The following is a 13,203-nucleotide window of genomic DNA, read 5'->3' on the forward strand; positions in this document are numbered from 1 at the left end:
CCCCGGAGCCCGCGTCAGAACACAGGCGTCAATATTTGTATAAATATTCGCTCACTTCCCAGTCCGTCACCTGCGCCCGGAACTCACGCCATTCCTTCTTTTTGGCTTCCAGATATTTGATGAAGATGTGTTCGCCCAGCACATCCCGCATAAAGCCGTCGTGCTCAAAGGCCTCGATGGCGTCGCCCAGCGTCTCGGGAATCCGCTCCACACCGCGCTTTTCCAGGCATTCCGGGGCCATGATGAACATGTTGCCCTGCACGCACTCCGGCAGCTTCATCTGCTTCTCGATGCCGTCCAGACCGGCCCGCAGACAGGCGGCCAGCGCCAGGTATGGGTTCATGGCGGAGTCCGGGCAGCGCAGCTCGATCCGGGTTCCGGCCCCCTTGGAGGAGGGGATGCGGATCAGGGAGCTGCGGTTGGAAGTCGCGGACCATGCGATGTAGATGGGCGCGTCATAGCCCGGGATCAACCGCTTGTAGGAGTTTACCAGCGGGTTGGTCAGAATCGTCATGGCTTTCATGTGATGCAGGATTCCGGCCATAAAATAGTAGGCGGTGGAGCTGAGGCCCAGGGAATCGCTCTCATCCACAAAGGCGTTGCGCCCGGTGGCGTCCTCCAGGGACATGTTGATGTGCATACCGGAGCCGTTGACGCCCTCCTTGGGCTTGGGCATAAAGGTGGCGTGAAGGCCGTGGCGCTTGGCAATGGTCTTGGCCGCCATCTTGAAGGTCATGATATTGTCCGCCGAGCGCAGCACGTTCTCGTATTGGAAATCGATCTCGTGCTGGGCCGGGGCGATCTCATGGTGGGAGGCTTCCACCTCGAATCCCATGTCCTCCAGATTCAGCACAATGTCCCGGCGCACATTCTCCGCCAGGTCGATGGGCGCCACGTCGAAATACCCGGCCGTCTCGTGGGTCTGGGTGGTGGGACGGCCCTCCTCATCGGTGTGGAACAGGAAAAACTCACACTCCGGTCCAACGTTGAACACGTACCCCATCTCCTTCGCCCGCTCCATGGCGCGCTTCAGCACATAGCGCGGGTCCCCGATAAAGGGCTTCTGATCCACGCCGTACACGTCGCAGATCAAGCGCGCCACCTTGCCCTGCTGCGGCCGCCAGGGGAATATCTCAAAGGTGTCCAGGTCGGGATACAGGTACATGTCGGACTCGTCGATCCGCACAAAGCCCTCGATGGCGGAGCCGTCGAACATGCAGCGGTTGTCCAGCGCTTTCTGAAGCTGGCTGGACGTGATAGCCACATTTTTCAGCATTCCGAAGATATCCGTAAACTGCAGACGGATGAATTCCACATCCTCCTCCTCCGCAAGGCGGATTATATCTTCCTTACTGTATTTGCTCATTGTTTTCTCCCTTTCTCGTCTGAAACAAGTGAAACGAGACCACCATGCAGCCGTCAACACGGGCCGGTTATTCCGGCAGTTCGCTCCTTTGCAATGATGATCTCGTTTTATTCTTTTTCTAAAGAATACCAGCAGTTATTTTATTTGTCAATGCGTTTTCCTGCGTTATTCCTGCACTTTTTTACGTGAATGAGCGAAGCTGTTCCACAAACGTACTTCCCAGCTTCATGGTCCCTACAAATCCCACGTCCCCGGTGAGCAGCACCGTGCCGTCCTCTTCGATCTCCAGCTCCATGGTTCCGCCGGGCATCTGCACCAGCATCTTGGGATCCGTCAGGCCCAGCCGGTAAGCTGCGGCCGCGGCCGCACAGCAGCCGCTACCGGACGCCAGGGTGTAGCCCGCGCCCCGCTCATAGACCTCGGTCTGGATGTGGGTGCGGTCCAGCACCTTCATGATCTGGGTATTGATCTTTTCCGGAAACTGCCTGGCGCTCTCGGAATAACGTCCGATGCGGCAGACCAGATCCTTTGAGATCTCGTCCATCAGGATCACGCAGTGGGGATTGCCGATGGACAGGCAGGTGACCGGATAGGGGATGCGCCCGAACACCATGGTCTCGTTGATGATCTCCCGCCTGGGCCCCTCCACCGGCACGTCGTCGCTCCAGAAGGACACCTTCCCCATTGACGCCTTCAGCCGCGTGCCCTCCTCGTTCAGGTAGTGGATGGAAACCTGGCCGCCCGCGGTGTGGATGTGGAAATCCTTTTTCTGCACATACCCCGCGTCCTTTAAATACTTAGCGAAAATGCGGACCCCGTTTCCGCTCTTCTCAGCGATGCTTCCGTCCGGATTCCAGACCACCATGGAGATCCGGTCGTTCTCCAGGACCGGTCCCTCCAGCACCCCGTCCGCGCCCACGCCGAAATTCCGGTTGCACAAAAGCGCAACATTGTGCGGATTCAGCTCCAGCTTATTTTTATTGGGATCAAACACAAGATAATCATTTCCTAAACCGTGATATTTTTCTACAACCGCTTTCATGTACGTTACCTCCGACCGCTGATGAACTGTGACCTATTTCTTCCATTATAACCGGCAGCATTTTAAAAATATATAAGGATTATGCGGAAAAATATTGCAAATCCTGCTCTATACCTCGTATAATGTAAGAAAAAGCCGTGCGATCAGCCCCAGGACAGGCCGCACCACGGCGGACATTCACACAGTGAGGAGGTGGCGGGATATGGAATATGGAACATACATTAAGAACGACTCTGCCGCCCCGCGCCAGGGCTATTTATCCGGGGACTACCGGCTGTTCCATTTGACGGACAACGGTCCCAGGGATTTCGATCCCCACTACCACGACTTCTGCAAGATTCTGATCCTCATCTCCGGCTCGGTGGACTACATCGTGGAGGGCCGGACCTATGAGCCGGAGCCGGGGGACCTGGTGCTGGTGAACCGCGGTGAGATCCATTGCCCCCACGTGAAGGACGGGCAGCCCTACGAACGGGTGATCCTCTACCTCTCCCCCGCGTTTCTCCAGGAGTATTCCCTGTCCGATCCCCTGGACCAATGCTTTCGCACTGCCCAGTACCGGCATTCCAGCGTGATCCGGCCCGGCGGGGAGGACCGGACCGCCCTTCTGTCCCTGCTGCAAACCCTGGAGCGCGCCCTGGACCGGCCGGGAGAGTTCGCAGGCCCTCTCTACGCCCGCGTCCTCCTGCTGGAATTTCTTATTTTCCTGAACCGGACCGCCCTGGACACCCAGACCGCTTACGTGCACACCGGCGCCATGGATTACCGGGTTTCCGGCCTGATCTCCTACATCAACGGCCATCTGGGCGAGGAATTGTCCATCGGCCTGCTGGCGGAGGAGTGCTGCTTAAGCCCCTACCACATGATGCGCCTGTTCCGCCAGGAAACCGGCTGCACCATCGGCAATTATATCAACCAGAAGCGCCTGGCCTTTGCCAGGGAGCTGATCCTCTCCGGGCGGGAAAATGCCACCTCCGCCTGCTTTGCGGCCGGTTTTTCCAATTACTCCACCTTTCTGCGGGCGTACAAGCGGCAATTCGGCTCAACGCCCCGCAAGTCCCGCCCCGGCGGAAGCCCGCCTTGAGAACCGGACGAACCGCGGGCGGGCCGCAGCCAGGCGCATCTTGTACTTGAGATGTCCGTTATTTCTGCTATAATCAAGGAAACGTATCCCTTATCATCAGCCTGGCGGCTGGTGACATAGTATAATCAAGGAAACGTATCCCTTATCATCAGCCTGGCGGCTGGTGACATAGTATAATTCAATATGGAAGTACAGGAAGCAAATGATCGCACAGGTACCTTGCGCACCTGCGCACGAGATAAAAGGAGAATCCAAAATGATGAACAGGAGAAACATTGCCGCAGCCGCACTGGCGGCCTGCCTGACAGCAAGCGCACTGGCCGGGTGCGGAGGAAGAAAAGCCGATGAACCGGTCATCCGCATAGGTGTGATTGAACCGCTCACCGGCGCAAACGGCGCAGCCGGTTTCCAGGAAATGCTGGGGATCCGCTACGCCAATCAGGTTTATCCCACCGTGACCATCGGCGGTGAAACCTACACCGTAAAGCTGGTCGAGGCCGACAACAAATCCGACTGCGCCGAGGCTGTAAACGCCGCCGGCGCACTGGCCGGGGAACAAGTCAGCGTGGCGCTGGGAAGTTACGGCTCAGACCTTTCCATGGCCGCCGGAGCGGTGTTCGCTGAGAACGGAATCCCGGCCATCGGCTGCTCCTGCACCAACCCCCAGGTTACGGAAGGAAATGACTCCTACTTCCGCGTCTGCTTCAGCGATCCCCTCCAGGGGACGGCCATGGCAAACTACGCCTACCAGAACAACGCCAAAAGCGCGGCCGTGATCACGCAGCTGGGAGACGACTATTCCTCCGGCCTGGGCGGATATTTTAAGGAGGCCTTTTCCAGCCTGGGAGGACAGATCGTATACGACCAGCAGTTTCAGGCGGGCCAGACGGATTTCCGGTCTATTTTGACCAATCTGCAAGCGCAAAACCCGGACATCATTTTCGCGCCCAGCTCCCTGACCGCCGCCCCGCTTATCATCCGGCAGGCCCGGGAACTGGGCATCACCGCGGTGATCGCAGGAGGGGACGCCTGGGAGAATTCCGCCGTAATCAGTGAGGCGGGCGCGGCTGCCGAGGGTGTGGTGTTAACCGCCGCATTCGATGAGTCCGAGCCCGCCAACGACGAGGCCGCCGCGTTCATCAAAGGCTTCCGGGAATATTTAAGGGCTAAGAAACAGGACGAGTCCATCCCCGCTGTCTCAGCCCTGGGCTACGACGCCTACCTGGCCGCCATAAAAGCCATCGAGGCCGCGGATTCCACCGATCCGGCCGCCATCCGCCAAGCCCTGTCCTCGGCGGTGGTCGAGGGCGCCACCGGAACCATCACCTTCAATGAGACAGGCGATGCCAACAAGAACCTGGCCTTTATCAAGGTGATCCGGGACGGAAGGTTCCAGTTTCTGACCACCTCCACCATCAGCAGGTAAACCGGGACGGAATTTCCCCGTATATCCTCACCGCGTTCCCATAAAACACCTTCTCCCACGCCTTCTCCGGAATCAGGCGCTTGATGAACCCAATGTAATCCTCCAGGTTCACCAGCGGCCAGTCGGTGCCGAACATGAATTTGTCGTAATTGTTCACATACTCGATCCAGGTCTGCAGGGCCTCCACGTACCCTCGCTTCTCCCGGCAGAAGGTCTCCACGTCCATCCGCTGCTCCCAGAGCCCGGACAGGTCCGCCGCCATATTTCCATTTTTCTCCAGAACCGCCGCCGCATCCATGAGAAAGGGATTGCCGATGTGGCACATCACAAACTGTACGTCCGGGTGGGCCACCGCGGCCTCGTCCAGGGTCAGCGGATGACTGTATTTGAGCAGGGCGTTGCTGCCTGCGGTGGCTCCGGTGTGGATGGCCACCGGTTTTTTGTAGGACGCGGCCAGCTCGTACACCGGGTCATAGATGGGATCCGACACGTAAACGCTCGTGTAGCCGGGGTACAGCTTGATCCCCGCGCAGGTATCCAGGCGCAGGTTCTCCTCAATCCGGTCCAACTCCTCCCGGTTCAGATAACCTTTCTCAAGCTCTTCCGTATCGATCCCCACACAATAGCGCAGCTCCTTCGGATACCGGTGTTCCCGGCAGTCCAATCCCCTGTTTCCCATCACGATGCCGTGGACGATTCCAAGCCTGCGGTACTCTTCCCGCAGATGCTCCTCCGTGTTCTCGTGGCCCGCAGCCACGGCGATCCCGTCGAAATACTCCCGCCCCGGGCAAAAATGCAGATGCGCGTCAATGATTTTCATTCCCATTCCCTCCTGTTTTTGAGGCGGCATCCGGCCGCCCGTTTCTTTCTATGCAGAAAGCGGGCCTTCACCCCGGGCCGTCTCCGGCCTGGGGCAAAAGCCCACATTTAAGCTCTGTCATTACAAATTATGCTGCAAATCTCCAGTTGGTTTGCGGTTTGTTTACGACTGTCTACGGCTGGCTTCCCCCGTTGGGGTCCGTTCCCGCTTCTGTCTGGGACCCGCCGCTTGAATCCGGCTCGCCCTGGGGACGGCTCCAGTCATTGGCCCCCGGCTGGGACCACTGGTTCTGCTGCTCCCTGCCGCTTTCGGGCTGGTTCCATCCGTTCTGCTCCGGCTGCTGCCACTGGCCCTGGGGCTGGCCCCAACCGTTTTCACCCGGCTGCTGCCACTGGCCCTGCTGGCCGTAGCCCTGGGGGGCGTATCCCTGACCTGCCTGGGGATCATACCCCTGGCCGGCCTGAGGCTGGCCCCAGCCATTTTCACCCGGCTGCTGCCACTGGCCCTGCTGACCGTAGCCCTGAGGGGCGTATCCCTGACCGCCCGGAAGCTGACCGCCATCCTGGAGCTGCCCTGCTCCGCCCGGAAGCTGCGCGCCGTCCTGGAGCTGCCCTGCTCCGCCCGGAACCGTTCCCTCCGGCAGAGCGCCCGCGGCCGCACCGCCGGCTCCATTTCCACCGTTTCCACCGTTGGATTCGTCCTCTTCCTCCTCCGGCGGCTCCGGGATTCCCTTCACCTGGCGGAAAATCTTCATAAATTCCTTGCCGGTAATGGTCTCCTTCTCGATCAGGAATTCCGCGATCTTATCCATAGCGTCCCGGTTCTCAGCCAGCAGGCGCTTGGCCTCCTCGTAGGACTCCTTGAGGATCCGCATCACTTCCTGGTCGATCTCGCCCGCCGTCGCCTCGCTGCAGTTGAGCACGTTGCGGCCGGACAGGTACTGGTTCTCCCGGGTCTCCAGGCCCATCAGGCCGAACTTCTCGGACATGCCGTACTGGGTGATCATAGCCCGGGCCAGGTTGGTGGCCTTCTCAATATCGTTGGACGCGCCCGTGGTCACGCTGTCGAATACCAGCTCCTCGGCGGCACGCCCCGCAAGAGCCTCCACCAGCATGGCTTCCAGCTCTTTCTTGGTGTTCAGATACTTTTCTTCCTCGGGCACGTTCATCACGTAACCCAGAGCGCCCATGGTCCGGGGCACGATGGTGATCTTCTGCACCGGCTCAGAGTGCTTCTGCAAAGCGCTGACCAGCGCGTGGCCCACCTCGTGGTAGGAGACGATGCGCCGCTCCTCCTGGTTCATAATCCGGTCCTTCTTCTCCTTACCCACTAACACCACTTCCACCGCCTCGAACAGGTCCTTCTGGGACACTGCCTGGCGACCGTGCTTGACGGCGTTGATGGCCGCCTCGTTCATCATGTTGGCAAGGTCCGCGCCCACGGCCCCTGAGGTAGCCAGGGCGATCTCCTTAAAGTCCACGGAGTCGTCCAGCAGCACGTCCTTGGAGTGCACCTTTAAAATGTTGATACGTCCGTTTAAATCCGGCCGTTCCACCACCACCCGGCGGTCGAAACGTCCCGGGCGCAGCAGCGCGGGATCCAGAATCTCCGGCCGGTTGGTTGCGGCCAGCACCAGAAGTCCCTTGGAGGACTCAAAACCGTCCATCTCGGAGAGCAGCTGGTTTAAGGTCTGCTCCCGCTCGTCGTTGCCGCCCATACGGCTGTCGCGGCTGCGGCCGATGGCGTCGATCTCATCGATGAAAATAATACAGGGGGCGTTCTCCGCCGCGTTCTTGAACAGATCGCGGACACGGGACGCGCCCACGCCCACAAACATCTCCACAAAATCGGAACCGGACAGGGAATAGAACGGCACGTGGGCCTCTCCGGCCACCGCCTTGGCAAGCAGCGTCTTACCCGTTCCGGGCGGGCCTACCAGCAGCGCGCCCTTGGGCAGCTTAGCGCCGATCTTGGTGTACTTTCCGGGGTTGTGCAGGAAGTCCACGATCTCGGTCAGGGACTCCTTGGCCTCGTCCTCTCCTGCCACGTCCTTGAACGTGACGCCGGTCTCCTTCTGCACATACATCTTGGCGTTGCTCTTGCCCACGCCCATGATTCCGCCTCCGCCCATACGGCGCATGGTGAAATTCATCAGGAATACCAGAAACAGGAAGGGGATGGCGTAGTTCAGCACCGTGGCCAGAATCACGCTGTTGTCCCGGGACTCCACCAGGATATCCACGTTGTGTTCCAACAGACGGGGGGCAAAATCAAAATCGTTGTTCAGCCGCACCACATAGTAGTTTAAATCCCGGGGATAATCGGCGTACCCGGGCTTTGGCACCAGCGTGATCTTGGTGTTGCCGATGCTCACGGACTCCACCTTACCCTCGTCGATCATCGATACAAACTCATTATACGTCAGCTCTTTGGTCTTTTTGTCCATAATCATGTTCTGCATAAACGTGACCAGAGTAAACGTGATAAGCGCAGCCACAACGAGCATGGATATGGTCTGCCAGTTCGTCTTCGGCGCGTTCGGGTCTGTCTTCTTGTTATTATCCATATGTGTAAATCTCCCTCTGAATGGGTCATACTAAGCGAAATATCCACGAAAACCCATTCTCTACCATTATAGTGTCAGTCTCCCCATAAATCAAGAAAAGAACAATGAAATTTCTTAAAAATTTTGAAAAAACTCCTAGCATTATAAAAAGACTGGTTGTATAATATATGGGTTATTTTTTTACCCCACACGACACACTATATAGTATCTGAAGAAGGAGGTTTATGTTATGCCAGTTAAATACGTGTTTGTCACCGGCGGAGTGGTTTCCGGCCTTGGCAAAGGCATCACGGCCGCGTCCCTGGGCCGTCTCTTGAAGGCCCGCGGCTACAGGGTAACCATGCAGAAGTTCGATCCCTATATCAACATCGATCCCGGCACCATGAATCCCGTCCAGCACGGCGAGGTTTTCGTGACCGACGACGGCGCTGAGACCGACCTGGACCTGGGGCACTACGAGCGCTTCATCGACGAAAGCCTGACGAAGAACTCCAACGTGACCACCGGCAAGGTCTACTGGACGGTTTTACAGAAGGAGCGCCGCGGCGGCTTCGGAGGCGGCACGGTCCAGGTGATCCCCCATATCACCAACGAGATCAAGAGCCGTTTTCACCGCAACCCCTCCACCCAGGAGACGGAAATCGCCATCATCGAGGTGGGCGGTACGGTGGGCGACATCGAAAGCCAGCCCTTTCTGGAAGCCATCCGCCAGTTCCAGCGCGAAGCAGGTCCGGGAAATACCTGCATGATCCACGTCACCCTCATCCCCTATCTGAAAGCCTCCGGCGAGCTGAAAACCAAGCCCACCCAGGCCAGCGTCAAAGATCTTCAAGGCATGGGCATTCAGCCCGACATCCTGGTCTGCCGCTCCGAACTCCCCTTAGACGACAATATCCGCAGCAAAATCGCCCTGTTCTGCAACGTTCCCTCCTCTCACGTAATCCAAAATCTGGATGTGGACGTCCTCTACGAGGCTCCTCTTGCCATGGAAAAAGAACATCTGGCCCAGGTCGCCTGTGAATGCCTCCATCTGGAATGCCCCGAGCCGGACTTAGAGGACTGGAAATCCATGATCGACGCCTGGAAACACCCCAGGTCCCAGGTGACCGTAGCCCTGGTAGGCAAATACATCCAGCTCCACGACGCCTACATTTCCGTGGTCGAAGCCTTAAAGCACGGCGGTGTGGCCAATCATGCCGCGGTGAACATCAAGTGGGTGGATTCCGAGACCGTCACCCGGGAAAATGCCGCCAGGCTCCTTGGGGACGTGAGCGGAATCCTGGTGCCCGGCGGCTTCGGCGACCGGGGCATCGACGGCAAAATCTGCGCCATCCAGTACGCCAGGGAACAGCGGATCCCCTTCCTCGGGCTGTGCCTTGGCATGCAGCTGGCCATCGTGGAGTTCGCCCGTCATGTGGCAGGCCTTGAGGACGCCCACAGCGTGGAGTTAAATCCCTCCACCACTCATCCCGTGATCCATCTGATGCCGGATCAGAACGGCGTGGAGGACATCGGCGGAACCCTGCGCCTGGGCTCCTATCCCTGCGTGCTGGACAAGGACTCCAAAGCCTTCTCCCTGTACGGGGCCGAAACCATCCATGAACGCCACCGCCACCGCTACGAGGTGAACAACGACTACCGGAAAATCCTGACGGACAACGGCTTAAAACTCTCTGGCCGGTCCCCGGACGGCCGCATCGTGGAGATGATCGAGATCCCGTCCCATCCCTGGTTTATGGCCACTCAGGCCCACCCGGAGTTAAAAAGCAGGCCCAACCGGCCTCACCCGCTGTTTCAGGGCTTTATCGAGGCCGCCCTCAAAACCCGCTAATTCCCTGAACCACCGGTAATTTCCTGCTCAGAAAGAGCTGCCGGGGCGCACACTAAGAGTGCGGATTGAAGCGGCCCATTGTAAAAAGTTCAGGAGGTGATCCGGTATGAACCACAAAGAAGACTGTGACATTGACGTACAGGCCTGTTCCACCATGGACTGTACCGGCCTGATCCCGTCCCTGCCCCAATCCGAGGCCGAGCGGGAGGCGTATGAGGATTTATATCCTTATATTACCAAGGCGGTTAAACCAAAGGACCAGGCCAGATAACCCAGGCCAAGGGTTCCGAGAGTCCGGCCCGGCAAACGGCCGGGCTCTTTTCTTTCGATATGCATCTCTGCGCCATAGGGCCGCAAGCGGCCCATTGCATTCAACAAAAAAACCTCCCCCGGCAGCGTTCACACCGCCCGGGAGAGGTTCCTTCATTTCGTCTATTCCATTTTATCCCCGCATAAACCTCCCCAAAAACTCCTTGGTCTGCGGATTCTGGGGGTTTTCAAAAATATCCTTCGGCGTTCCGTCCTCACAGATCACACCGTCGGCCATGAACACCACGCGGGTGGACACGTCCCTGGCAAAGGCCATCTCGTGGGTCACGATGATCATAGTCAGGCCCTCGCCCGCCAGCTTTCTCATAACCTCCAGCACCTCGCCCACCATCTGGGGATCCAGGGCCGAGGTCGGCTCGTCAAAGAGCAGTAATTCCGGCTCCATGGCTAACGCCCTGGCGATGGCGATCCGCTGCTTCTGGCCGCCCGAAAGCTGCTTGGGTTTGGCGTTGATATAGGGGGCCATTCCCACCTTTTCCAGGTAGTACATGGCGTTTTTCCTGGCCTCCTCCTTGCTCTTTTTGAGCACCTTGGTCTGGCCGATCATGCAGTTGTCCAGCACGTTCATATTGTTGAACAGGTTAAAGCTCTGGAACACCATGCCCACCCGGGAGCGGTACTGGGCCGCGTTGACCTTGCCGTCCGCGATGTCCTCCCCGTGGTAGAGAATCTCGCCCGTGGTGGGCGTCTCCAAAATATTGAGGCAGCGCAGCAAGGTGGACTTGCCGGAGCCGGAGGCCCCGATGATACAGGTCACATCTCCGCTGCTGACGGAAAAATCGATGTCCCGAAGCACGGGATTCTTGCCGAACATCTTGCTCAGATGCCGGATCTCTAAAATTTTCTCGCCCTTCATCATGACTCCTCCTTCTTCTCATCCGGGAACCGCATCATACCGCTGGTGTAGGCCAGGGTGTCCGTGGTCGCCAGATCGTAGTTGTCCGGCCCGTCCATTTTATTCTCCAGACGGCGCAGGATGCGGGAGCAGGTAAAGGTCATGATAAAGTACATGATCATGGTGATGGTGTAAGTCTCAAAGTTCATGTACAGAGCGCCCGCGGCCGCCTTGGTCTTGTACAGCAGCTCGGCCAGGCCGATCACGGAGAGCACGCAGCTGTCCTTGATGTTGATGATCAGGTTGTTGCCGATCTGAGGCATGATGTTGCGCAGGGCCTGGGGCAGAATCACGTAAATCATGGTCTGAACATGGGTCATGCCGATGGACTTGGCCCCCTCCGTCTGACCGGGGTCAATGGAAAGGATACCGCCGCGCACGGTCTCGGCCATATAGGCGCCCGTGTTGATGGACAGGATAAAAATCGCGGCCTTCAGCATGGTCATATTGATATTCAGCAACGGAAATAAACCGTAGTAGATAAACATAGCCTGGGCCATCATGGGCGTGCCGCGGAAAAACTCCACGTAGGCGTTGAGCACCAGCTTCACGGCCCAGACAACCCCCTTCTTAATGGGGTTGTCCCCCTTCTCCGTGTGGATGGTCTGGACAATACCCACCGCAAACCCGATCAGGCAGCCGATGACGGTGCCCGCCAGAGCGCTCTCCATACTGATCAACGCGCCCTGGAGCATGGACATTCCGTATTTGCTGAATACGAGCATTACCCGGCCGAAAAAATCTGTTGGCATAACATTCTCTCCTTAACTGATCGATCCGGCACGCTTTACTGGTTGGCCAGCGGCTGAACTGCGATCGCTTCATCCATTATTTTAGAATAGTCGTCCTTTGTCATCTTGGACAGAACGCCGTCGATGGCGGACTTAAGCTCGGTGTTCCCCTTCTTCATGGAGATTCCGATGTTGATCTCCTCGTCGGTCACCTGGAAATCCCCCTCAGCGCCGCCGAAATCCAGCATCACGAAATCCGGGTAAGCGATCAGCGCGCCCTTTCCGGTGGGCTGGTCGGTCACGACGATGTCGCACTTGCCCGCGTTTAAGGACATCAGCATGTCCGGCGCGTTGGCGGTGGCGGACAGCACGTTTGCATCCTCGATCTGGGGCAGGCAGGTGTCATACCAGATGGTGCTCTGCTGGGAAGTGCAGGTGGCTCCCTTTAAATCCGCCACGCTCTTGGCGGCCGCAAAGGGGCTGTCCTTCTTGGTCAGGGTCACGATGGTGGCGTAATAGTACGGCTCGCTGAAATCCACGGCCTGAAGGCGTGCGGAGGTGATGCTCTGGCCCGCGATCACGCAGTCCACCTGGCCTGTGGTCACGGCCGGAATCAGGGAATCCCAGTCAAGACGCACGATCTCCAGATCGTAACCCAGCTCCTCGCTGATCTTTTTGGCCATCATCACGTCGTATCCGTTGGCGAACTCGTTGCTGTCGGCGATGGGTACCGCGCCGTTGGCGTCGTCGGGCTGGGTCCAGTTGTAGGGCGCATAGGCGCACTCCATCGCCACGCGCAGCACTTTCTTCTCGCCGTTTTCAGCTGCGGCGGCGGTATCGCTCTCAGCCGCTTTGCTCTCCCCGGCAGCCGCGCTCTCTCCCGCCGTGGTCTCTTCCTTCGCCGCAGCGGCCGTGGTATCGCCGGAGGACGATCCGCCGCAGGCGGTTAAGGATGCCGCGGCCAGAAGCCCGGCTAACATAAGGCTCATTACTTTCTTCATTTTCATAACACTCTCTCCTCTTTGTCTGTGCCCGTATGGAAAAAAATGGAATTGCAACTAAAAAGCCATGCCTCACAATCGGCATGACTCCATTGTCAACCATGGGACGGT

General features: G+C 58.2%; 11 protein-coding genes. 4 read left to right on the top strand and 7 right to left on the bottom strand.

Going from position 1 to position 13,203, the window contains the following annotated elements; all coding sequences use genetic code 11:
* Positions 1-28: 28 nt before the first annotated feature.
* Both glnA and dapF read right to left on the bottom strand, forming a co-directional pair.
* Positions 29-1,366 (bottom strand): type I glutamate--ammonia ligase, encoded by a 1,338-nt coding sequence (glnA, locus tag ACK2JC_RS06725; RefSeq protein ID WP_007708949.1) that lies wholly within the window; start codon positions 1,364-1,366, stop codon positions 29-31.
* Between the two features lie 181 nt (positions 1,367-1,547).
* Positions 1,548-2,408 (bottom strand): diaminopimelate epimerase, encoded by an 861-nt coding sequence (gene dapF / locus ACK2JC_RS06730; RefSeq protein ID WP_007708947.1) that lies wholly within the window; start codon positions 2,406-2,408, stop codon positions 1,548-1,550.
* Between the two features lie 202 nt (positions 2,409-2,610).
* Between dapF and ACK2JC_RS06735 the strand changes: the two genes are divergently transcribed.
* Both ACK2JC_RS06735 and ACK2JC_RS06740 read left to right on the top strand, forming a co-directional pair.
* On the top strand, positions 2,611-3,492 hold the full coding sequence (locus ACK2JC_RS06735; RefSeq protein WP_320938088.1) for an AraC family transcriptional regulator: 882 nt from the start codon (positions 2,611-2,613) through the stop codon (positions 3,490-3,492).
* A 259-nt stretch (positions 3,493-3,751) separates the two neighbouring features.
* Positions 3,752-4,918 carry an ABC transporter substrate-binding protein gene (locus ACK2JC_RS06740; RefSeq protein ID WP_320938096.1) on the top strand — a complete coding sequence of 389 codons (1,167 nt, stop codon included), beginning with the start codon at positions 3,752-3,754 and terminating at the stop codon, positions 4,916-4,918.
* On the opposite strand, the gene ACK2JC_RS06745 is transcribed toward ACK2JC_RS06740, so the two are convergent.
* Positions 4,908-5,738, bottom strand: coding sequence for an amidohydrolase family protein (locus ACK2JC_RS06745; RefSeq protein ID WP_040411312.1), 831 nt, complete (start codon positions 5,736-5,738; stop codon positions 4,908-4,910). The two genes, ACK2JC_RS06740 and ACK2JC_RS06745, sit on opposite strands and share 11 nt — an antisense overlap.
* Before the next feature lie 172 nt (positions 5,739-5,910).
* Complete coding sequence (gene ftsH, locus ACK2JC_RS06750; RefSeq protein WP_368274732.1) at positions 5,911-8,304, bottom strand: ATP-dependent zinc metalloprotease FtsH; 2,394 nt, start codon at positions 8,302-8,304, stop codon at positions 5,911-5,913.
* Between the two features lie 229 nt (positions 8,305-8,533).
* Between ftsH and ACK2JC_RS06755 the strand changes: the two genes are divergently transcribed.
* Together ACK2JC_RS06755 and ACK2JC_RS06760 are read left to right on the top strand one after the other, a co-directional pair.
* Positions 8,534-10,135, top strand: a complete 1,602-nt coding sequence (locus ACK2JC_RS06755; RefSeq protein WP_320938086.1) for a CTP synthase — start codon at positions 8,534-8,536, stop codon at positions 10,133-10,135.
* A 106-nt stretch (positions 10,136-10,241) separates the two neighbouring features.
* Positions 10,242-10,406 (top strand): hypothetical protein, encoded by a 165-nt coding sequence (locus ACK2JC_RS06760; RefSeq protein WP_007708935.1) that lies wholly within the window; start codon positions 10,242-10,244, stop codon positions 10,404-10,406.
* A gap of 171 nt (positions 10,407-10,577) precedes the next feature.
* On the opposite strand, the gene ACK2JC_RS06765 is transcribed toward ACK2JC_RS06760, so the two are convergent.
* Genes ACK2JC_RS06765 through ACK2JC_RS06775 form a run of 3 tightly spaced genes read right to left on the bottom strand, consistent with a single transcriptional unit; the run spans position 10,578 to position 13,098 of the window.
* Positions 10,578-11,321: an amino acid ABC transporter ATP-binding protein gene (locus ACK2JC_RS06765; RefSeq protein WP_040411311.1), complete on the bottom strand. Its 744-nt coding sequence runs from the start codon at positions 11,319-11,321 to the stop codon at positions 10,578-10,580.
* Entirely contained in the window at positions 11,321-12,112 is a 792-nt protein-coding gene (locus ACK2JC_RS06770; protein ID WP_007708931.1) for an amino acid ABC transporter permease, read from the bottom strand. The genes ACK2JC_RS06765 and ACK2JC_RS06770 overlap by 1 nt, the downstream gene beginning before the upstream one ends.
* A gap of 35 nt (positions 12,113-12,147) precedes the next feature.
* Positions 12,148-13,098 carry a transporter substrate-binding domain-containing protein gene (locus ACK2JC_RS06775; RefSeq protein ID WP_320938085.1) on the bottom strand — a complete coding sequence of 317 codons (951 nt, stop codon included), beginning with the start codon at positions 13,096-13,098 and terminating at the stop codon, positions 12,148-12,150.
* Between the last annotated feature and the right edge of the window lie 105 nt (positions 13,099-13,203).

It is taken from the genome of Enterocloster lavalensis (genome assembly GCF_046603895.1).
In the GTDB taxonomy this organism is placed as follows: Bacteria; Bacillota; Clostridia; order Lachnospirales; family Lachnospiraceae; genus Enterocloster; species Enterocloster lavalensis.